The following is a 23,547-nucleotide window of genomic DNA, read 5'->3' as shown; positions in this document are numbered from 1 at the left end:
TTAGATTTTGGTTGATGAGCGCGCAAGCGGTAATCCTACCGCTTGCCTTTTTGTACCCCTAACTCCCGCTTTAAAGTTCTCTTCCGACAATCTCCTTACAGTGTTATAAAATTGATGATATCAATATCTTTTTAATATTTTTTATATATTGTGCCTGCATTTTTCAATATATCAATCAAATAACAATAAAGACACGGGGGAAAATTTGTATTTAGGCGCATGACTAAATACATTTATCTGTAATTGTAGAAGACACAAGCCACTACTTCCTGCTATAAAAAAATCGTTAATGAAAAAAGGTGTATTCCTCTATCTGTTATCCGTTATCTATATGTTGCCATTGATAGCTCAGGTAAGAACGCTTACTGGCAAAGTTACTTCAGATAGCAGCGGAACTCCGTTACCTGGCGTCACAATATTTATTAAAGGCGCTACTTCCCGTGCTGTGACAACAGAGGATGGGACATTTTCCATTTCTGTAGCCGGTACTCAGGAAGTGGTATTTTCCATGCTGGGATATGCTAATAAGCAGGTGAAAGTAGAAGCAGGTGTTACTTCTTTGAATGTACGGCTCAAAGTAGACCAGTCAAAACTCTCTGAAGTAGTAATCGTTGGATATGGACAGCAGAAGCAGCGCTATACCACAGAGGCTGTATCTGTATTAAAGTCAGATGTTATTCAGAATATACCAGCTATTGGCCCGCAGCAGTTATTGCAGGGACAGGCAGCAGGTGTGCAGATGACGAATTCTTCCGGGCTGTTGGGAGGCTCTGCTCTGTTACGTATACGTGGTGCTGCTTCAATTTCAGCAGACGGGCAGCCATTATTTGTGATAGATGATGTACCTATGAATTCCGGTTCTTATAGTACTCCTCATGGGGGAAGTAGTGTAACTCCCGGATTGAATCCTCTGTTGGAGATTAACCCTAACGATATTGAATCCATTACTATATTAAAGGATGCCGCTGCAGCAGCTATATATGGGTCAAGAGGATCTAATGGTGTGGTACTTATTAAAACGAAGAGTGGAACAACAGCTAACAAAACAAAGGTGCAACTGGATTATTATACGGGCTGGATCAAACCTACGAAAACACTGGATGTAATGAATGCGGAAGAATACCGCACATTTTACAATGATTATATCACCAAAGCTACAGGCAAGCCGGCTGTTGCCTTCCCTGCAAAGGGTTTTGACTGGACAGATGCTGTAAATAGAACAGGGAAAACAAGTAACTATTCACTATCTGCCAGTGGGGGTAATGATAAAACAAAGTTTTTTGCAGGGGGAAGTTATTTAAGCCAGGAAAGTTTTGTGATCGGGAATGATCTTAAGAAATTGACCGGTAGGCTAAATCTGGATCATACTATGAATAAGAATGTACATTTTGGTGTTAATTTCAGTACAGCTTATACCAATATGAACCGTATTCCTGTTGAAACATCTGATGCAAATAATCCTTATATAGCCGGAGCCATGAATAGTCCTTTTAAACCAGCATATGATTCTCTGGGACAGTATGTAACTCCCTCTAATAATGCTCTGGCAATAATAGGATTGAGCTCAAATAAATATTATACCCGCCGTAATACAGGAAATGCTTATGCTACCATAAATATAATTGATGGCCTATCGATAAAGAGTGATTGGGGAATTGATCAGCTAAATACAGAAGAACGGTACCGGATCTCTACAAAAGTAACAACTGGCGGTGTTGCCGGACGTACGTTATGGCAGGATCATAAATGGGTAAATACGAATAGTCTTCATTATGAAAGGAATTTTGCGCAGCATCATCATATGGAATTGCTGGCTGCACATAGTTTTGAAACATCACGTTATGATGATATTAGAGTAGGTGGAACTGGATTTATCAGTGATAATCTTGTGAATACCGGATCTGCGGCTGTTGCTACTACTACTTCTGCCACAGGCCAGGAGTGGGCATTGGAATCGTATATTTTCCGGGGTAACTATCGTTACCAGGATAAATATCTGGCTGAAGTTAGCTTGCGCAGGGATGGTTCTTCAAGGTTTGGTAGTAACAAGAGATATGGTAATTTCTGGGCTGTTTCAGGTGGCTGGGTAATATCACAGGAGCAATTTATGCGTGAGGTCTCTTTTATCGACTATCTGAAATTAACAGCGAGTTATGGTGTTACAGGAAATGATGGTCTACCTAATTATACTTATCTGGGATTATATAGCGGAGGTACCAGTGCTAATTATGCCGGTCAGCCAGGATTAAGGCCTACTCAGGCTCCTAATGCAAATCTGAGTTGGGAAGAAACAAGTCAAATGGATATTAGTCTTACGGCCAATGTACTTAGCAACCGCGTACAACTGAGCATTGATTATTATAATAAAAATACAAAAGACCTGTTGCTATCTGTAGCGTATCCGTCTACAACCGGCTTTGGGTTTGCCAATATAAATGTTGGTAAAATGCGCAACTCTGGTGTAGATCTGCAGATAACTGGGGTTGCTATCCAAAAAAGGAATTTTGAATGGACCACCTCTTTAACTGCAGGATTTCTGAAAAATAAAGTAACCTCCCTGCCTCCTGTTTTTAAAGATGAGGAAGGTCGCAATTATGTAGCTGGTTCTAATAATGGACAACGTGCAGTAGAAGGTTATTCATTAAACAGTTATTACCTGATAAGATATAAGGGCATTAATTCTGCCACAGGAGATCCGGAGTGGTATGCAAAAGATGGAACTGTAACAACTGCTCCTACAGATAATGACAGGGTAATAGCAGGCAATGCTATCCCTAAAGTAACAGGAGGTTTTAATAACACATTCCGGTATAAAAACTTTGATCTTGGGGTTAATTTTTACTTCTCTTATGGTAATAAATTGTTCTTATCAGAATTCCGGATCCTGGATGATATAACAGGTACTACAAATCTGAGTAAAGATATGCTGCAGTACTGGAAGAAACCGGGGGATAAGGCATTTGCACCCAGTGCAACGAGTACATCCTGGCAAAGTGGTAAATTTAAACAGTCTGGATTATCGACCGAACAACTATTTGATGGATCATATCTCCGTTTAAAAACATTAACACTAGGATATCATCTGCCGGAAAAACTTATAAGCAGTACGCATGTATTAAGCAGTGCCCGAATATATGTATTGGGACAAAATTTATGGACTGCTACTAAAAAAGAGTTTCGCGGAGCGGATCCTGAAGTTTCCAGGTACGGTTCTTTCGGACTGGTTGCAGGAGAATCCTATTTTACGATTCCGCAGCCCAAAACGATTACAGTAGGCGTAAACCTTGTATTTTAAATCATGCACACAACAATGAAACATATATTTATATGCCTCCTCGCAGGGCTTACTGTTACTGTTTTTTTTTCCTGCAGTGATCGACTGGATCTGCAACCGGAGCAGAGTATTCCTACCGGAGATGTATTTATTTCTGGCAGTAGTGCCTTAAGTGCTTTGTACGGGGTATACAGCCGTTCCCAACGACTGGAAGTATTTGGCGGTCAACCTCAGCTCATTGCCGAATTTATGAGCGATAATGTTAATTATCCCGGCAGTAATTCATTGCTGGCAGAGATCAATACTTTTTCTACTTCAACGAGCAACAATCTGGTAAGTGAATTATGGCGTATTAATTATGATGCTATTCTGGGAGCTAATGCAGTTATCGATCGTGTACCAGGAATTGTTGATCCGCTTTTTGCAGAAAGTGACCGCAGGATGTATGTAGCAGAGGCTAAGTTTATGCGCGCTATCCTGTATTTTCAGTTGGTGAACCTGTTTGGCCAACCTTACCAGGTAGAAAATGGAGCAAGGCAAGGCGTACAGCTGGTAACTGCTTCTTTTGACGGATCTACGATTGTATATCCGGGAAGGTCAACAGTGAATGAAGTACATAAGCAAATAGAGAAGGATTTGCTGGAAGCATTGCCAGATCTTGCAGATACATTTACTGACCCTGCATTAGCCAGAGGACGGGCTACGAAAGGGGCAGCTAACGCTTTATTGTCCAGATTATATCTGTACCGTGGAGAATGGGATAAAGCAGCTACTTATGCCAAAGCTGTATTGGATGCAACCACTTATTATACCTTGGCTCCTAATTATAGTTTTTATGATGGAAATACAAAAGAAGATGTATTCTCTATTCAAAACACAGATAGTGATAATGCACAAACAGGTACCAATTTAGGCAGTTGGTCCAGCTATTACAGACCAACAGATGCGGGGATTGCCGGAAAGGGGGAAGGTCCTTTTACTAGTGATCTGATTCAGGCATTCGGACAGGAGCCTGGTGATCTGCGTTATGCAATGAGTGATATTGGGAAGGATGCAAACGGGGTTGTGAGTCGTTTTAGTCTGAAATACCCAAATGTAACAACAGGTAAGGACAATGGCCCGCTGATAAGGGTAACAGAGATGGTACTTAATCGTGCGGAAGCATTAGTTTCATTAAATGGCATCAATCAGGAATCTATAGACCTGATAAATAACCTGCGTGTTAGGGCTGGTCTGATCGCATGGAATATTAATACTTTTACCAGTGGAGATGATCTTATTACTGCTATATTAAATGAGCGGCGTAAAGAACTTTGTTTTGAAGGGCATCGCAGAATGGATCTTTTAAGAAGAGGGTATTCTTTGCGTGCAGGCGATCCTGATAAGAAGGCTGGTGCCGATAAGATAATATTACCGATACCTCAACGTGAAATTGATCTCAGTCCGGCTTTAAAGGGACAGCAAAACCCGGGATATTAGTTAAACGTTTGTGAAAATGAAGTACTTAATTCCAAAAGATCACATGAAAATTGTATGTGGTGATTAGAGTATTATTAATTAAATTGCGAAGAATTACAACAATTATTTAACATTTAGAACGACAAAATCTAAACTGACGGAATCTAAACTATTGGATAACAGAATCTATTATTAAGGACCCTCGCCAGGGAATTTAGAGCTAAGATGCAACTTAACAGGGTGACAATCATTAATTTTTACATATTGTAGGGGGGATAGTGAGGTGACTGTTGTCTTATAAATAAGACTCAACCCAAAGTCATTTCTATATTCTGTTCTGTAAGATCTTAAAGATTATGAGAAATTAATTAATACAATTTTATTAGTGTGTTTTATTTAACTGACTCTTTATTTATTCGAAGAATAAATTTCTGTTGATAAAACTTTTTTTCTAGCTGAGAAGACATATCCTTCATTGTATTGGATATAGTTATTCCGGGATTTGGTTTACTACTTGCTTATGATGGTTCGCGCTGCTTATAGCGTTCGAATATATTTATCTTATTTGTTTTTTGCTTATGACAATTGTTAACAAAATCGTTTATCAAATCAATTATCTTTTATGAAGAAAGGTTTACTCCTATGGCTGTTCGTGGCCATGAGCGTGTTGCACACATATGCTCAAACACGAACAATTACGGGAAAGGTAACTGACGCCAAGGATGGCTCTCCGCTGCCAGGAGTTTCAGTAATTGTAAAGGGAACTTCTAAGGGAACCGTAACCAGCGCGGATGGTAGCTACAAAATTGAAGCCACTCCGGAAAACGCACTTATATTTTCCTTTATAGGTTATACTAATCAGGAACGTGCAGTAGGCAACAATTCAAGTTTTGCTATTACGTTATCTACAGATAACAAACAATTGAGCGAAGTAGTGGTAACAGCATTGGGTATTACCAGGGAAAAAAAATCCCTGGGGTATAGTGTACAGAGCTTAGGCGGTGATGAACTGACCAGATCAAATGAAACAAACGTTATTGAAGCACTGGCTTCTAAAGTAGCAGGTGTTCAGGTAATTGGTTCTGGTGGTACTCCTGGTGCTTCTACAAAAGTAATTATCAGAGGTAATGCTACCTTCAAAATGAGTAACCAGCCACTGATCATCGTGGATGGAGTACCTATTGATAATGAAACAAGTGCTACTTCTCAGAGAAATCCAGTTTACAATACCGGTTTGTCAGGCGTAAACAACTCTAATCGCGCACTGGATATCAACCCTGATGATATTGCTACTGTTACTGTACTGAAAGGACCTTCTGCTGCTGCATTATATGGTGCAAGGGCTGCTTCCGGAGCGATCATCTACACAACCAAAAGAGGCCGTGCAGGTGCAGTAAAAGTAACTTACGACTTTAATGCCGCTTTCGATAAAGTAAGCAAGTTGCCTGATGAGCAAACAACATATGGACAGGGTAACATCGTAAGTGGTGTGCCTGTCTCTCAGACAGGTGTTGCTAACAGCTGGGGGCCTGTTATCAGTACTATTACGGGTAGAGATAAAGTGTACAATAATTACAAAGACTTCTTCCAGACTGGAACTACTTACACCCACAACGTAGCTGTTATCGGTGGTAATGAAAAAAACACTTTCAGATTATCTCTGGGTCGTACCGATCAGAAAGGGATTATTCGTACTACAGACCTACAGAGAACGACTATTCGTATCAATGCGGATTCCAAAGTAACTGACAAATTCACCGTTGGTGTATCTGCTCAGTACACAAATACCAGAGGTGTGAAAGCACAGAATGGTAGTAACCTGTCAGGTCCTATGCTGGCAATGATGCGAGCTCCTGCAAACTATAACTTAAGCGATTACCAGAATGCTGATGGTTCTAGCAAGAACTTTGCTGGTTATGATAACCCTTATTGGTCATTATATAATAATCCGTTCAATGATAATGTTGACCGTATTCTCGGTAACTTCAACGCTACCTACAATATTACCAAATGGTTGGATGCGTCTTATCGTTTAGGCGTTGATTATTATACTGATTCGAGGAAACAGATTTTTGCAATTGGTTCTTATTCTGTTGATGATAAACTGGGTCAGATTGAAGAATATACAATCAAGAATCAAGATTATTATTCTGATCTGATTTTAGGCGCTCATAAGGATTTCAATGATAAAATCTCTGCGAGACTGAATCTGGGTGGCAACGTTACTCAGAATCAGGGTCAGACACAGTATTCAAGAGGTAATCAGTTAACAATTCCTAATTATTATAATCTGAATAATGCAGCTGTTCTATATACAGACGCATCAACTGGAATCGACAGATCTTCTGCATTTTTCTATGATGCATCGATCTCTTATAATAACATGGTTTTCCTGACTACAACAGGTCGTAACGAATGGTCTTCTACCTTTGGTGCAGCTAAGAATAATTTCTTCTTCCCTTCAGTAAGTGCATCATTTGTGTTCACTGAAGTATTGCCAGAGAATGATGTGATTTCTTATGGTAAATTACGTGCTGCAGTAGCAGGTGGTGGTAAGAGTCCCGAGCGTTATAATACTGTAACCAACTACGCTGTACCTACTTTTGCTGATGGATCAACAGATGGTAACTCATTTCCTTTCCTTGGCAGAAATGGATTCACTTATAATAATATATTAGGTAATAATGGATTGAAACCTGAGCGTAGTGTAGAAAAGGAAATTGGAGTAGATTTGAAATTATTGAAGAACCGCATCAATGTAGAGTTCACTTATTATAATAAATTATCAAAAGATATCCTTGTATCAACTCCTCTCGCAGGTTCTTCAGGATTCCAGGCAATTCTTGCCAATGCTGGCGAAATGCGTAACAAGGGTATAGAAATACTGGCATCTGCTGATGTAATTAAATCAAAAGGGTTTGGATGGAACATTGAATTAAACTTTTCCAAGAATAAAAATGAGGTGTTAAAACTGGCTAATGGCGTATCTGAAATTGATATTGAAAGTGCATTCACTTCTATTGGTTCTTATGCAATCGTTGGGAAGCCTTATGGTGCATTATATGCTACCAAATGGGAGAGAGATCCTGCCAGTGGTAAAATCGTAGTGGATGCTGACGGTATTCCTGTTATTGCTGCTGCCCGTGGTAATATTGGTAATCCATTCCCGGATTGGACAGGTGGTATCAGAAACACGTTCACTTATAAAGGGTTCACACTGGGTGCACTACTTGATATCAGACAAGGTGGTAAGATATGGGGAGGTACTTATTCAAGGCTGACCTCTATCGGTAAAACTGCTATTACTGCAGACAGAGAAAGAACTTATGTGATTGACGGCGTTGTACTGGGTACTGATGGGAAATATACTACTAATACCAAAGCCGTAGATGCTAAAACGTACTTCCAGAATATGTACGGCGACCAGGGAAAAGGATCTGCTACTGAGAATGCTGTATATGATGGTTCGTGGGTACGTTTACGTGAAGTTTCTCTAAGCTATCGTTATAACATGAAAAACACCAAGATCCTGAATTTCGTAGAGCTGATCTTTACAGGACGTAACCTGTGGCTGCATACCGACTATCCTGGTGTAGACCCTGAAACCAGCTTAACAGGTGCAGGATCTAATCTTACAGGGTTTGATTATTTCAACAACCCAGGTACTAAAACTTATGCAATTGGCGTAAAACTGGGATTCTGATCTCTGTGAAAGAATGGTATAACAAAAAACTTTTAACGACCTAGTCATGAAGAAAACAATCATAATACTCTCATTACCTTTTGTACTGCTTGCTTCAAGCTGCAGTAAATTCGTGGAAGGCTATGATAAGGATCCCAATAGCCCGTCAACAGCTACTCCCCAACTGGTACTCTCCGCTGCGGAACTTGGCCTGTATAGTTCATACACAGGACAATTATCTAGAACTGCCGGTATATTAACCCAACAATTGAGTGGAACTGCCAGCCAGCAACTGGCTGTAGATAAATACTCCATCTTTGAAGGTGATAATACGAATGACTGGAATAACATTTACAATAATGTTATTCAGCCTGCAAACGACATCATAATTAATTACGGAGAGAAGAATATACATTATACTGGTGTTGCGAAAATCATCAAAGCAATGGGTTTAGGACTTGCTACCGATATATGGGGTGATGTACCTGCTAAAGAAGCTGGTATGGGTCTGATCGATGGTAATGTTACCCCTAAATACGAAACACAGGAAGAAGTATACGCTTATATCCAGACTTTATTGGACGAAGCAATCACTGCGCTGAATAGTACTGATGGTGAGAACCTTTATACTTTAGGTAAAGATGATTATATCTTTGGTTCCGATGGATCTGAAGAAGCTGATATCAGAGCTAAATGGGTAAACACTGCGTGGTTGCTGAAGGCTCGTTTTGCAAACCACCTGAGCAAGAAAAATCCAAGCGGGTCTGCTACTGAGGCACTGGCGGATTTAAGCCATGTAACAGACCTGGGTGATGCAAATGCTATATATGGTACTGCTACTAACGAACAGAACCAGTGGGCTGCGTTTGCTGTTGCACGTGAAAATGACCTGCGAGATGGTGCATACTTCATCAACCTGCTGAAAACGAACAGCGATCCACGTCTGCCTTTCTATGCTACCAAAGCAACTGATGGCACATATACAGGAGCTATCCCTTCTTCTGAAAATACTGATGCCTCAAATGTAGGTCCTTACCTGGCCAGCAGCACTGCTCCTGTTCCATTGGTAACATATGTGGAAGCTTTATTCATTAAAGCAGAAGCAAGCCTCAGAGCTGGTAACACGGGAGATGCTGCTACAGCATACAATTCTGCTGTTACAGCAAGTGTAACCAAGGTAACCGGTGCTGCTCCTTCAGCTGCATTTACACTGGCTTATGCAAGTGAAACAGCATTAACTATCACCCTGGAGAAAATAATGACCCAGAAATATCTGGCATTATTTACACAGGTTGAAGTATGGTCTGATTGGCGCAGAACCAACATTCCAGCATTGACGCCTAATGTGGCAGAACATGCAACTGCTATTCCAAGAAGGTTACCTACGGTACAGGATGAGAAGAGATATAACGCTGCTAACGTGATTATCGTAACTGATATCTTTGCACCGGTTTGGTGGGATCTCTAATTTTGATCCTGATATTATTGAAAGGGCTGTCCGGTTAAGGCAGCCCTTTTTTTGTGCGTCTGGCATGAGCGCCCTACTCGATAATTATAACCGTTATTGCATTATGAAAATATTTATTTGAAAAAATTAATACGCGAAAAAACACGCCAGTATTGATTTTTGGATTATTTTTATATCATGATACTTTAGTTGTATATCTATGTATTGTTACATATCGTATTTTAGCTTTACTTTAAGGAATATTTAACAATAACGTAAGGGTGACAAATTTTATAAAAGCGACAAAATCTAAAAGTAAGAACCCAAATCGAAATCCGAATTTCAAGATATTGGTCAATATGCTATAACAAAATCTAATAGTTGTAGTGTTAATTCAACAACTAGATATTGTGCTCATTTGATCTTAATATTTAAATGAAGATGGCTATGCTTAAATCTATTAGATGTATGTTTAATCTAAACCTTTATATTTCTGGGATTTGACAGAATTACATAGAATGTAATTGATCTGTTAATGGTTTTTGCTTTATCTGATTGTTCTATTACTAACTGTACTACTGCTAGTTAGCTCATCAGACCATTGAGGGAAAATTTAAAGGTTTGCTATTTACAGTCCCATTGGTATAACTCACTCCGCCTGGACTCAAGTTATTGTTGGAGGTAGGTGATGCCAGAACAAATCCCTAAAACAACGGTTACTACTGGGCATTAACCGCTCGTTATACGTGGAGAACGTTAAGTAGTGTAATGAATATTATTCCTAATAAATTTATTCAAGTGTGAGATTGGTTAATCACAAGATAAGGGGGGAAATGCTTATGAGAAATAGCTGTAGTAACTTCTCACCTCTGTACACATTTAAGAAATCAAACATTATTTGTTGATTGCGTTTAGGAAAACGGATGTGTAAAATTATCAAGTATGTCAACAGAAGTACAAGATTTCAGAACCAGTGGTCGGTCTCCTGAGAATTGTATTCAATTTAAATAGGTAATAAAAAATCAGAACAAAAAACGCTTATGAGGAAAAGTCTATTTTTCCTCCTGTCCGCTCTATTGTTGGTGGGTCAGGTGGTTGCGCAAAATCGTTCCATAACAGGGATAGTAACATCGTCTGACGATGGAAGTCCGGTAATTGGTGCTACAGTAGTTGTCAAAGGTACCTCAAATGGTACGACGACTAATTTGAATGGGGAGTATACTCTTCAGGTTCCAGAAAACGCATCTGTTCTGGTAATCAGGTTTGTAGGTATGAAAGATCAGGAAGTTAAGATTGGAACTGGTACAAAACATAATGTGGTACTATATTCCGATGTCACTAAACTGACTGAAACAGTAGTAACTGCAAACGCGATCCGTCGTGATAAAAGCTCTCTTGGTTATTCAGCTCCAACTTTAAAAAATGAAGAGTTGACCAAAGGTCAGAGTTCTAGTCCTCTGAATGCACTTGCAGGTAAAGTTGCCGGTGTGAATATCTCGACAAGTGCTAATGCTCCGGGAAGTTCTTCCAGAGTGGTACTAAGAGGAGGTTCTTCTATTGGAGGTAATAACCAGGCGCTTATGGTAGTAGATGGTGTGCCAATTGACAACTCCAGTATCATTGGTGGTGGAGATAGTCGTAGTTCAATAGACTTTGGTAACCGTGGTAACGATATTAATCCTGAGGATATTGAGTCTGTAACTGTATTGAAAGGACCTGCTGCTGCTGCGTTGTATGGATCACGTGCATCCAATGGAGCTTTGGTTATCACAACAAAGAGCGGTAAGAAGCTGGCGGGTAGCAAAAAGAATGAAGTTACTTTCTCAAGTGCTGTTACTTTCTCTAATGTTGTAAAGCTACCAGAACTGCAAAATGATTATGGTCAGGGCTATGATGGAGAAACAAATGATCCTCGTGAAAACTGGAGCTGGGGACCTAAATTTGACGGAAAGGTACAGCCATGGGGTCAGTCTATCAATGGTGTAAGACAGGAAAAACCTTATTCTGCGTTACCTGATAACATTAAGAACTTCTTTAAAACAGGTAAGGCAATCAATAATAACCTGTCACTTTCCGGTACTGGAGATAAGACTACTTATTATTTATCTGTAAACAGTCTGAACTCTGATGGAGTAATGCCAGGTTCTTACGATAAGTATAACAAGTACGGTATCCGTTTCAATGGTACTGCTCAGTTAAGCAATAAGTTTTATACCGGCATATCTGTAAACTACAATAAGGTCAATAGTCGTTTAATCCAGGGTGGTCAGGGACCGGGTTCTGTGTTTGATAATGTATTACAGACCGCCCGTGATATTCCCATTGACAAACTGGGAGATCTGAACAATCCATATAACAGTTATGGTAATACTGTTGATGCCAATGGTAATCCTACTTATGGTTATTATGGTGTTTATACAACCAGTCCTTATTTCATCCTGAAAAACTATCGTAATCTTAATGATGTAGACAGGGTGAGCGGAAACTTTACAGTAGGTTACAAACCAGTTGAATGGTTGGATGTATTGGAAAGATTAGGAGCAGATGTTTATTCTGACCGTCGCCGTTACATGTACCCCAAATTTGACATTATTCCGGCAGATGATGTTCCTGCAACTGATCCTGGAAAATGGTATGACGCAACTGATAACCGTGTTATTCAGAATGGTAAATACGAAGAAGACCAGTATAACTTGAGTGAAATCACTCATGACCTGATGGTAACTGCAAAGAAAGATTTTACACCTGATTTCAAAGCATCCCTGATGGTTGGTAATAATATCCGTCAGCGTGTATTTAACACATTAGAAACTCAGACTAATACAGCTAATGGGATTGTTATACCAGGATGGTATAACCTGGATAATAGCGATGGTCCTGTAAATACTTTCAATGAGCATACTATTCGTCGCCTGGTGGCTTTATATGCTGATTTGAATCTCTCTTATAAGAATATGTTATATGTAGGAGCTACTGCCAGAAATGACTGGTCTTCTACACTGCCTGCAGGAAGTAACTCTTTCTTCTATCCAAGTGTAAATGGTGCTTTTGTATTTACAGAGTTGACTAAAAATTCAGGATTAAGTCATATCCTGAACTATGGTAAAGTACGTGCCAGCTGGGCACAGGTAGGTAATGATGCAAATCCTTACCTGTTAAGAACCTATTTTAGTAAAACAGATATTACCAGTGGTTTTGGAAGTGTTACTTTCCCTTTCAATTCTATTCCAGGTTTCACTTATGGCAACCTGATTGGAAATGCTGCTTTGAAGCCAGAGATTACAACTGCATTTGAAGTAGGTACAGAACTGAGTTTCCTGGATAACAGATTGTCATTGGATTTTTCTTATTATCATAATAAATCCAAGGACCAGATTCTCAATGTCCCCATTCCTCCATCTTCCGGTTTTACTGCCAAAGTGTTGAATACTGGTGTTGTCGAGAATAAAGGTATTGAATTATCCCTCAGAGGTATGCCTATTCGTACTGCATCGGGCTTTACCCTGGAATTATATGGTACTTACACGCATAACAAAAACACAGTTGTTGATATTGCAGGTGGTGTAGACCAGGTGGTAATTGGTGGTGTTGGAGGTATGAGTATTGTAGCTGCGAAAGGAAGACCTTATGGTACTTTCTATGCACAGGATCTGCTTCGTGATGAAGCAGGACATGTGGTTATAAACGCAAATACCGGATTGCCAAGTTTGACTCCGAATGCTGTTTATCTCGGATCTTACAATCCAAAATACCAGGCATCATGGGGTACTAATGCAAGCTATAAAGGATTTAGCTTTAACATATTGTTTGATACTAAACAAGGTAATGAGTTTTACTCCCGTACCAAAGACATCATGGACTTCAATGGTACTGCGTTAGAAACTGCTGAAGGTGGCCGTACAGATGCCCCATTCCCTAATTCTGTTGTGGATGATGGTACTGGTAAGTTAGTTCCTAATACAGACATTACTTATTCCAAACAGGTTTACTTTTCAGCAGGTATTCCTTCAGGACAGCATGTTATCGATGCTTCTTATATCAGGTTACGTGAGGCAAGTCTTTCTTACAGATTACCTAAGCACTTGTTGAACAGAACTCCATTTGGTGACCTTACAGTAGGACTGTTTGGTAATAACCTGGCATTGTGGACTGCAAAAGCAAATAAGTTTGCTGATCCTGAAGTAAATTCTGGTGGTGCTGGTAACGAACAGGGTTTTGACTTCACAGCTCAGCCGTCTTTAAGGAATTATGGTTTCAATGTAAGAGTGACTTTCTAACGATTAAAGAGCTTAAAAATGATAAAAAGAAATATAATTAAGTCAGCCATATGTCTCCTGACGGTGCTGTCTCTCACAATCACAGGTTGTAAAGATTTCCTGGATGTAAATGATAATCCAAATTTGTCTGAATCGGCAGAACCTAAACTCCTGCTTCCTTCTGCACAGGCGTCTATTGCCCTGGTATTAGGTAACCATTACCAGGTGTATGGCGGTATCTGGAGTCAATACTGGACGCAGAACTTTGGGAATTCCCAATTTAAATCCATCGAACAATATATTTTGCAGGCTTCAAATTTTGACAGACCATGGCAAACATTGTATGCTGATGCGATGGCAGATCTGCAAATTATCATCAATCAGAGAAATGTAACTAAATACAAGCAGTATGCGGCTATAGCTATGTTATTAAAAGCATATGACCTGCAGTTACTTACAGATGCTTTTGGTGATATTCCATTGAAAGATGCATTGAAAGGGGAGAATGATAATATCAGCCCTAAATATGATTCTCAAAAAGAAGTATACGATAGTATTTTTGCTATCATAGACAATGCAAAAACAATGATTGATCCTGAATCTGAGTTTTTACCAGGAGCAGAAGACCTGATCTTTGGTGGTGATATGGATAAATGGATACAGTTTGCAAATACATTAAAACTGAGGGCTTATCTCCGTTTATCGGAAGTTGATGCTGCGACAGCACAGGCAGGTATTACTGCATTGGCAGGCGTTGATTTTCTGACTGAAGATGCAAGCATCGTTTATATCAGCACTGGTGGCAACCAAAATCCACTGTATGCAGAACTGGTTGCACTAGGCAAATACAGACAATTAAGAGCAAGTCGAACCGTCGTGAGCCAGATGAACGCGCTGAATGATCCTCGTGTGACTGCATATTTTCAGCTAACCGGTGGACTAATAAAGTCTATGCCTCAGGGAAGTTACGATACAAATCCTAATGGAGCCTCCACCCCTGTTCCTGCAATGGGTGCAGATCCTTTAACTGCTGCATCAGCACAGGCTCCGGTAAAGTTTATGTCTTCATATGAAAGTTATTTCCTGCAGGCTGAAGCGGTTGCACGTGGATGGTTGACCGGTGATGCCACAACTTTATATCAAGAAGGTATAACAGCCAGCTTTCAAGCATATAATGCAACTCCCGGGACTTACATTACAACTCAGTTAGCAGCATTTCCTGCTACTAAAGCAGCACAGATAGAAGCGATTATTGTACAGAAATACTTTGCAATGTGCTGCAACCAGAGTTTTGAAGCATGGACAGAATGGCGTCGTACAGGTTATCCAACTTTCTTTGTGACACCTGTAGTATCTTCTCTCCCAGCTGGTACATTCCCTGTTCGGTTCCTTTATCCTAATACAGAGTTGACCAGGAATCCTAATTTTCCTGGTGCAAAACTGGTTACAGATAAGGTTTGGTGGGATGTTAACTAAATAGTAACACTTATAATAAAACAAAGAAGGGACTCGTTCAAAACGAGTCCCTTCTTTGTTTTATTATAAGTGCTTTATTGCATGTGGCTTTGCTTATTAAAAAAAAGTTGATTGCTGCAGTATTGTTGGAACGTACAATAGAATTTGCTTTTAAGCTCAGTGTAAATCTGAGTTTTTATACATAGGGAAAAGCATTCCTGTAAACTTCAGTATTTCCGAACAGGCATATGGCTTAGATTGTGTTGGATTGCCAATACCTAAAACGGAAATTGATATGAATCTTAAAATGGTTCAGAATAAGGGTTACTAAATGATGTTATCCCATTAGCAAAAAAACGGGCAGAGCACTGTATAATTGCTCTGCCCGTTTATAATGTATTTAAACAGTAATTATTTCAGTAATTCTTTCAGCTTTGCTTCCAGTGCTTCTCCTCTTAAACCGATAGCGACTACTTTGCCCTGAGGATCCAGTAATAAATTAGTAGGGATAGAGTTGATACCATATAAAGGTACTACTGCAGACTCCCAGAACTGTAAATCGCTTACATGATTCCAGGTAAGTCCATCCGTTTTTACAGCATCCAGCCAGGCTTCTTTTTTCTTATCAAGTGATACGCCTATTACGGTGAAATTTTTGTTCTTATACTCGTTATATGCTTTCACAACATTTGGGTTTTCCATGCGGCATGGTTTACACCAGCTTGCCCAGAAATCTACCAAAACATATTTGCCACGTAAAGAGGTTAGGCTAATCTTTTTACCGGAAGGATCTGGTAGGGAAAAGTCAGGGGCTTCCTGGCCTATTTTAACATTCGTCATATTAGACTCATCCTCTCCGGCCCCAGCCCCTTGTTGTGTAGCAGCCTTCTGTTCAACCTCTGCCAGCTTGCTGGTAAGACTGGTAACCAGTGTATTGGAAGGAAAACGTTTTTTCGCATCTTCGATTACCTGTTTATCAGTAAGCAGTGTCTGGGTATTCACCATACTCATGGCAAATACAGCTACTGCGGGAGACTTGGTCGCAGAGATCGTATGCAGTAAATATTGTTCCAGTTCTTTTTCTTTAGCCTGCAATGCTTCCACTTTTGGTTGCAGGATGCTATCCGGTGTTTTTACCTGGTGCAGGCTGTCAAGTGTCTGCATTTCTATTGTAAGAGCTTTGTTTTTTGCTGTTGCTTCATTCAGCAATCCCTGGATTTCTGCAGATGCTTCTGAATTTTGGATCTTCGCCTGTTCCAGATGATTAAAATCTGCTTCTATCTCCATTGTACCTGCATCCAGGCCTAAAAGGATGAATTTGTTGGTCTCTCCAAACCGGATCCGGTATAATGCCTGTTCAGGAACTATACCTTTCAAGGTAAACTTGCCACTGGCATCTTTTAAATTGACGGTGTCAACTATCTTCGCTTCCTGTAAGGTCAGTTCTTCCAGGTATACCGTGCCCAGCGGGGCATTATCTATATGCGCCTTAATCTCAAAATCCCCTTTTTCGGTGGATTGGGAGCAGCCAGCCAGTAAAATACCGATGGCTGTGTATAATGCCAGTTTCTTCATAATATTTGAGTTAGATGTTACTTTAATTTTTCTGCCAGGAGCTGGTTCGTAATTTTCGGGTCAGCTTTTCCCTTGGATAGTTTCATGACTTCTCCTACAAATAATCCCAACAATCCTTTTTTACCGGCCCGGAATTCTGCTACTTTGTCCGGGTATTTAGCCAGCACTTCATCAATAATAGGTGCAATGCTACCAGCGTCATTGTCCTGCAGGAGGTTTAAACGGATAGCAATATCGAGTGGAGTTGTAGCAGGCTGAAGAAGCAATTCCGGGAAAATACGGGAAGACGCGATGGAGAAGCTTACCTTGCCCTCTTCCACCAGCTGGATCAGTTCTGCCAGAGCGGTCGGAGGTAAGGGGAATTGCGTCATGGACAGGCCCTGTTCATTCAGAGTAGACTTTACCGGCCCCAGCAACCAATTGGCCACAGCTTTATGTTTAGGGATGATTTTTACTACCTGTTCGAAGTAATCAGCAGTAGGTTTATCATCACAAACCACACGGGCATCATAATCTGAAAGACCGTATTTATTAACATATTGATGTACAAGTACATCCGGTAATTCGGGCAGCGCCTGGCGGATAGTATCCAGATATTCTTCATTCAGATGGAATGGAGAAAGGTCCGGCTCCGGGAAGTAGCGATAATCATTGGCTTCTTCCTTTGAACGCATGGAGAAAGATGTACCATTACCTGCATCAAAGCTACGGGTTTCCTGTACTATTACCCCTCCGGTTTCTACCAGGGTGATCTGGCGTTTTATTTCTCCTTCCACCGCTCGCTTTACGTTACGGATAGAGTTCAGGTTTTTTACTTCCACTTTGGTCCCCAGCGTTTTTTCTCCCTTCAGACGGATGGAAATATTAGCATCACAACGCATACTACCTTCTTCCATGTTACCATCACATACGTCGAGCCAACGAACCAACCTTCGGAGGGTGGTCAGAAAAGCATAAACTTCATCACTGGTATGCAGATCCGGTTCGGTAACGATCTCTACCAATGGTACACCCGCGCGGTTATAGTCCACCATTGTGTTAGAAGGGTCCTGGTCATGCATAGATTTTCCGGCATCTTCTTCCAAATGGATACGGTTTAGTTGAATTTGCCTATCACCGGCCGGAGTGGGTATTGTAACAATACCGCCAATGCAGATGGGGGCTGTATGCTGGGAAATCTGATAACCTTTAGGAAGATCAGGATAAAAATAGTTTTTGCGGGCAAAGTAATTATTCCTCTCAATGCCACATCCGCAAGCCAGACCAAGGCGAACAGCATATTCTACTGCTTTGCGGTTCAGGCGGGGTAATGACCCCGGATGGCCCAGTGTAATGGGACTGATATGAGTATTGGGAGCGCCGCCGAAAGCAGCACTGTCACCACAGAATAATTTACTTTCCGTAAGCAATTGTGCATGCACCTCCAGGCCTATCACTACTTCATATTTGTCAAAATCTATGGTTGCGCTCATAATATACTAATGCTAAGTAGCGCAAATATATAAAATGGAAGGTAGAAAGGGGAATTCGGCTACTTCTGGCGGTTGATTATTATTGAAAATCCAATAAATTTTACGAACAGGTTTAAACTTTAACAAAAAATTAGTGTTCTTCTGTAGAGAGGCACAAAATGCAATTTCCTGTTAACCATCCAAAACAGGAAGATATTCGAACCTAAACATTGTAAACTAATAATCGTTAACTGGTAGTATCAAACGTACATTTTATATAGCATGGGCTTTATACTGTTGATCCCCTGTAATGATATCATTGATTGTCATGCGTTTTCAATTACCTGATTGTTTTATTAAACCAAAATGAAATTTATGAGAAAAGTTTTACTTTTTGCAACTATTATGCTTTTGCTTTTACCCCACCATTCTTACTCACAAGGTAGGATTGTAAAGGGTACCATTAAGGATGCAAAAGATAACTCACCATTACCAGGCGTTACAGTAAAAATTAAAGGAACTAATACGGGGAATGTTTCTACCGCCGATGGAACTTATCAGCTTTCCCTTCCTGACGGAGCTAATACATTAGTCTTTTCTTTTATTGGGTATATAGATCAGGAAGTTGTTGTTGGCAACCGTACCAACATTGATATATCTCTAGGTTCCGGTAATAGAGATCTTTCTGAAGTAGTAGTTGTAGGTTATGGTACCCAGGTTAAACGGGAACTGACCGGAAGTATTTCTAAAATTGCTGCTGCTGAAATTGAAAACTTTCCGGCGCCCAGCTTTGAATCTGCTTTACAGGGTAAAGCAGCGGGCGTAGTAATCGAGTCTGGCAGTGGTAAACTGGGACAGGGCATTAAAATCCGTATACGTGGTACCTCTTCTATCGGAGCCAGTAGCCAGCCATTGTATGTTGTTGATGGAATACCGCTGGCATCGGGCAGCCAGTCTGATATCAACAATGAGCCAACTAACCCACTGGCAGATATAAACCCAAATGATATTGAGTCTGTAGAAGTATTGAAGGATGCTTCTGCAGCTGCTATATATGGTGCACGTGCATCCAATGGGGTGGTCCTGATTACTACCAAGAGAGGGCGCCAGTCTGAGAAAACACAGATCTCACTGGATATTAGCTGGGGAATCAGTAATCCTACCAAAAAACGTGGATTTCTGAATGCCAAACAGTATGTAGACCTGCTCCATGAAGCAGTTACAAATGATGGGAAAATTGATTTCGCTAATGGGGATACTGGTTATGATACCGAACAGGATGCCATTAATGATTATGTAGCATACGTTGATAATAATGTGCTGGATCCTCTTTCATTGGGTACTGACTGGCGGAACCAGAAAGTGAATACTAACTGGGAAGATGAAATGTATCGTAAGAATGCTTCAAGCAGGCAGATAAACCTTTCTGCTACTGGCGGAAATGATAAAACGCGTTTCTTTGTTTCTGGTTTTTACAATGACCAGGATGCTATTGTAAAAGTAAACCGTTTCAGAAAATATGGTGGCCGGTTAAACCTGGATCACACTGCCAGTTCCCGTTTATCATTGGGACTTAATATGGCAGTCACCCGCTCTCAGCTGGATCGTGTTTCTGATGATAATGCTTTTTCCACTCCGGGACAAATAGTGGCACAGGTACCTATTTCTCCATTGATTGATTCTTCCACAGGAAAGCTAAATAATAATACGCTTTATCCAAATGGCTTGTATGATGCACAATACAATTTCGATAAACAAGTTAATTTTCACACTATCGGTAATGCATATGTGAATTATAATTTCCTACCATCGTTGTCCTTCCGCTCAGAGATCGGGACTGATCTGTTAACATTATCTGAGGACGAATTTTTGGGCAAGCTGAGTTCTGATGGCGGAGGTGTTGGCAACGGAACTTTTATTACGGCACAATCTGTAAGCCTGAACATCAACAACTATTTTACATTTACACCTAGCATAGGGGAGTTGCATAAACTGACAGCTACATTGGGGATGAGTTATCTGCAGAATGATAATAAAGGAGCATTTATTCAGGGAGAAAACTATCCATCAGATGCTATTCCGGATCTTTCAGGTGCGGCTACTATTACAGGTGGTTCAACTACCAATGAGCGATACACTTTCCTTTCTTATTTCCTGCGTGCTAATTACGCTTTTAATAATAAGTACCTGGTGTCTGCGAGCATCCGTACAGATGGATCTTCCCGTTTTGGTTCTCAAAGTCATTACGGTTGGTTTCCTGCTGTTTCTGCCGGTTGGTTAATCTCCGAAGAAAATTTCCTGAAAGGAAATAAAACATTGAATTATCTGAAATTAAAAGCCAGCTATGGAATGGCTGGTAACTCGGAAATTGGAAACGGAAGGTTTCTGACACAGTTTGTGGTAACTAAATATCCTACTTTACCAGGGTATGGATCAAGCAGACCTCCTGTTTTAGGAAATGACTCACTGAAATGGGAAAAGACTACACAATTTGATGCTGGTATCGAGTTCGGCTTACTAGATAACAGAATTAGCGGTGAAGTTGATTATTATAATAAACAGACTTCTGATCTGTTACTGGCTGCAAATGTTCCCTATAGCTCAGGTTTCGCACAGGTGTTCAGAAATGCAGGAGATATGGAAAATAAAGGAGTGGAAATTACACTGAGCAGCCGAAACATCAGTACAAAAGATTTTGTGTGGACAACAAATCTGAATCTTGCTTATAACAAGAATAAAGTAAAAAATATCCGCGGACAAATCTTTGAAAGTGGTGGTGGTGAGCAACGTGCTGTGGAAGGACAACCAATTGGTACCTTCTATTTGGTAAAATATGCTGGTGTAGATCCTGCAACAGGAGATGCATTATATTATGATGCAGATGGTAAAACAACCAATGATTATAGTGCGGCTCCAAGAACGACTGTAGGGCAGGGTAATCCTGACTGGACTGGTGGTTTTACCAATACAGTTTCCTATAAAGGAATAGACCTGAATGTGTTCTTTATGTTTGTAAGTGGTAACGATATTTATAACAGAGCAGGTATTTACCAGGCATCCGGTTTCGGTAACGGCTTTGATAACCAGACACACGAGTTGCTGGGCAGATGGCAGAAAGCGGGTGATGTTACGAATGTTCCCCGTTTATCTGCTTTTTATGGTAATGGAAATATTGAATCTTCCCGTTGGTTGTATGACGGTTCTTATATCCGTCTGAAGAATGTTACGTTAGGTTATACATTGCCTAAGTCCATTGCGGGCGCATTACATATCAGCAGCGCGAGATTGTATGTTGCAGGTTATAACCTGTGGACTAAAACCAAATATATAAGTGATCCGGAAGTGAATACAGGATCTAATGACAATAGCATTAGTAACATTGGTAGTGGTATAGACTTCTATACCATTCCTCAGGCCAGGACTTTTACTTTTGGTTTAAATGTGAAGTTTTAATAACTGATTAATTGAACAGCAGATTGATTACACAAAAACATTTATTATGAAATTCGTTATCACTAAATATAGATTTTTAACAGTTGTCTTTATGGGGTTACTGTTAGTATCCTGCAACAAGAAACTGGATGTAAAACCCCAGGATAGTATTTCTCCGGATCAGGTAAAAACGGAGGCAGATGTAACCGCTTTGTTATTTGGTACATATGACGGCCTGCAGTATTACAGAGCTTATGGTGAGCAATATCAATTAATATCCGATCTGATTGCCAATGAAGATGATATAAGCTTTGTAGGTACATTTGCAGACTACAAGCTTGTTACCAGCAGACAGCAGAATCGTACTTCCATTATAGCAGAGGGGATCTGGCAAAATGGTTTTGAAATTATTAACAAAATCAATATTGTATTGAGTAAGCTGGATCTGGTTGCTGATGATAATAAGGCTGCTGTAGGTGCTGAAGCAAAATGTATCCGTGCTATTATTTATTACATGCTCAGTGGCTTTTATGGTAAACCTTATTCTGATGGTAACCTCACTACAAATCTTACTGTACCACTTGTCGTAGATCCTATCATCAGCACCGGAGAAATTGATAAGGCATATGTAGCAAGAGCTACTGTGCAAGATATGTACACACAGATAGAAACAGACCTGAAAGCTGCGATTGATGGTTTGCCTGAAGATAACGGTACACGGGCGAACAAGTATACTGCCTATGCCTATCTTGCACGGTTATACATGGCTGAGGCCAAATACACAGCGGCAGCAACGGCTGCGAATGAGATTATAGAAAAGGGGCCATATTCACTCACTACTTCCTATGCTGGTGCTTTTAACAATGCCTCCAATTCAAGCGAAGATATTTTTGCTATCCAGCAAACAGAACAGAGTAATACCGGTGTCGCAAATAATGGTATCATTACGATGTATAACGCTTATCCGGATGGACGTGGAGATGCACAAGTTAATGTAGCTCACCTGGATCTGTACGAAGGAGATGATGAACGTGGAAAGTTCTTTTATAATGGGAGTAGTATCGCCGGTAAGTCGGGTATTTATACCACTAAATACAGCACTAAATACAAAGTTGTTCCAATTGTGCGGCTTGCAGAAATATACCTGACCCGTGGAGAGGCTAACCTGCGTGGGGGTGTACAAATAGGAAGTTCTACTCCGCTGGAAGATATCAATACCATACGTGAACGTTCTGGTGCATCCACATTGTTAACAGTAACCGGAGATGATTTTGTAACAGAACGTTACCGCGAACTGGCTTTTGAGGGCGATAAATTCTGGACTAAAAAACGGCTAAAGCTGAATATCGGTTCACTTGCTTATGATAATGATCAATTTGTACTGCCAATACCTGAGAGAGAGACAGATGTGAACAAGCTGCTGGAGCAGAATAATGGATATTAAATTAAACAGTAAAAATAAAAAGCAAAAAGTCGTCGGTGATTCAATCCGGACGACTTTTTGCTTTTTACTTTCA

Annotated in this window: 10 protein-coding genes; 8 read left to right on the top strand and 2 right to left on the bottom strand. The window is 40.3% G+C overall.

Features of this window, described 5'->3' with window-relative positions:
• Nucleotides 1–289: 289 nt before the first annotated feature.
• The 6 genes from BM176_RS07245 to BM176_RS07220 all read left to right on the top strand — a co-directional run bounded on the left by BM176_RS07245 (nucleotide 290) and on the right by BM176_RS07220 (nucleotide 15,593).
• The gene (locus BM176_RS07245; protein ID WP_090101063.1) at nucleotides 290–3,295 is read left to right on the top strand and encodes a SusC/RagA family TonB-linked outer membrane protein; all 3,006 of its coding nucleotides are present in this window, start codon (nucleotides 290–292) and stop codon (nucleotides 3,293–3,295) included.
• Between the two features lie 15 nt (nucleotides 3,296–3,310).
• Nucleotides 3,311–4,753 (top strand): RagB/SusD family nutrient uptake outer membrane protein, encoded by a 1,443-nt coding sequence (locus BM176_RS07240; RefSeq protein WP_218162157.1) that lies wholly within the window; start codon nucleotides 3,311–3,313, stop codon nucleotides 4,751–4,753.
• Between the two features lie 601 nt (nucleotides 4,754–5,354).
• Nucleotides 5,355–8,435, top strand: a complete 3,081-nt coding sequence (locus BM176_RS07235) for a SusC/RagA family TonB-linked outer membrane protein (protein WP_090101060.1) — start codon at nucleotides 5,355–5,357, stop codon at nucleotides 8,433–8,435.
• Between the two features lie 46 nt (nucleotides 8,436–8,481).
• Complete coding sequence (locus BM176_RS07230; RefSeq protein WP_090101058.1) at nucleotides 8,482–9,882, top strand: SusD/RagB family nutrient-binding outer membrane lipoprotein; 1,401 nt, start codon at nucleotides 8,482–8,484, stop codon at nucleotides 9,880–9,882.
• Nucleotides 9,883–10,901: 1,019 nt separating this feature from the next.
• Entirely contained in the window at nucleotides 10,902–14,138 is a 3,237-nt protein-coding gene (locus tag BM176_RS07225) for a SusC/RagA family TonB-linked outer membrane protein (RefSeq protein WP_090101056.1), read from the top strand.
• An 18-nt stretch (nucleotides 14,139–14,156) separates the two neighbouring features.
• Nucleotides 14,157–15,593: a SusD/RagB family nutrient-binding outer membrane lipoprotein gene (locus BM176_RS07220; RefSeq protein WP_255373457.1), complete on the top strand. Its 1,437-nt coding sequence runs from the start codon at nucleotides 14,157–14,159 to the stop codon at nucleotides 15,591–15,593.
• A 390-nt stretch (nucleotides 15,594–15,983) separates the two neighbouring features.
• Here BM176_RS07220 and BM176_RS07215 read toward each other — a convergent pair whose 3' ends face one another.
• Nucleotides 15,984–17,147, bottom strand: coding sequence for a TlpA disulfide reductase family protein (locus BM176_RS07215; protein WP_090101054.1), 1,164 nt, complete (start codon nucleotides 17,145–17,147; stop codon nucleotides 15,984–15,986).
• Nucleotides 17,148–17,164: 17 nt separating this feature from the next.
• Nucleotides 17,165–18,619: an Asp-tRNA(Asn)/Glu-tRNA(Gln) amidotransferase subunit GatB gene (gene gatB, locus BM176_RS07210; protein ID WP_177230324.1), complete on the bottom strand. Its 1,455-nt coding sequence runs from the start codon at nucleotides 18,617–18,619 to the stop codon at nucleotides 17,165–17,167.
• 354 nt (nucleotides 18,620–18,973) lie between these two features.
• Between gatB and BM176_RS07205 the strand changes: the two genes are divergently transcribed.
• Both BM176_RS07205 and BM176_RS07200 read left to right on the top strand, forming a co-directional pair.
• Nucleotides 18,974–22,051 carry a SusC/RagA family TonB-linked outer membrane protein gene (locus tag BM176_RS07205; RefSeq protein ID WP_177230323.1) on the top strand — a complete coding sequence of 1,026 codons (3,078 nt, stop codon included), beginning with the start codon at nucleotides 18,974–18,976 and terminating at the stop codon, nucleotides 22,049–22,051.
• A 91-nt stretch (nucleotides 22,052–22,142) separates the two neighbouring features.
• Entirely contained in the window at nucleotides 22,143–23,474 is a 1,332-nt protein-coding gene (locus BM176_RS07200) for a RagB/SusD family nutrient uptake outer membrane protein (RefSeq protein WP_177230322.1), read from the top strand.
• Nucleotides 23,475–23,547: the final 73 nt, after the last annotated feature.

It is taken from the genome of Chitinophaga sp. CF118 (genome assembly GCF_900112615.1).
Lineage (GTDB): Bacteria > Bacteroidota > Bacteroidia > Chitinophagales > Chitinophagaceae > Chitinophaga.
The sequence above is the reverse complement of the archived record's forward strand: the minus strand, read 5'-3'. Positions and strand labels throughout refer to the sequence as shown.

Bases quoted from the DNA above. Each gene is read 5' to 3' on its own strand.
- BM176_RS07235 (WP_090101060.1), top strand. From the start codon at position 5,355: ATGAAGAAAGGTTTACTCCTATGGCTGTTCGTGGCCATGAGCGTGTTG.
- BM176_RS07215 (WP_090101054.1), bottom strand. From the start codon at position 17,147: ATGAAGAAACTGGCATTATACACAGCCATCGGTATTTTACTGGCTGGC.
- gatB (WP_177230324.1), bottom strand. From the start codon at position 18,619: ATGAGCGCAACCATAGATTTTGACAAATATGAAGTAGTGATAGGCCTG.
- BM176_RS07225 (WP_090101056.1), top strand. From the start codon at position 10,902: ATGAGGAAAAGTCTATTTTTCCTCCTGTCCGCTCTATTGTTGGTGGGT.
- BM176_RS07205 (WP_177230323.1), top strand. From the start codon at position 18,974: ATGAGAAAAGTTTTACTTTTTGCAACTATTATGCTTTTGCTTTTACCC.
- BM176_RS07240 (WP_218162157.1), top strand. From the start codon at position 3,311: ATGAAACATATATTTATATGCCTCCTCGCAGGGCTTACTGTTACTGTT.
- BM176_RS07220 (WP_255373457.1), top strand. From the start codon at position 14,157: ATGATAAAAAGAAATATAATTAAGTCAGCCATATGTCTCCTGACGGTG.
- BM176_RS07230 (WP_090101058.1), top strand. From the start codon at position 8,482: ATGAAGAAAACAATCATAATACTCTCATTACCTTTTGTACTGCTTGCT.
- BM176_RS07245 (WP_090101063.1), top strand. From the start codon at position 290: ATGAAAAAAGGTGTATTCCTCTATCTGTTATCCGTTATCTATATGTTG.
- BM176_RS07200 (WP_177230322.1), top strand. From the start codon at position 22,143: ATGGGGTTACTGTTAGTATCCTGCAACAAGAAACTGGATGTAAAACCC.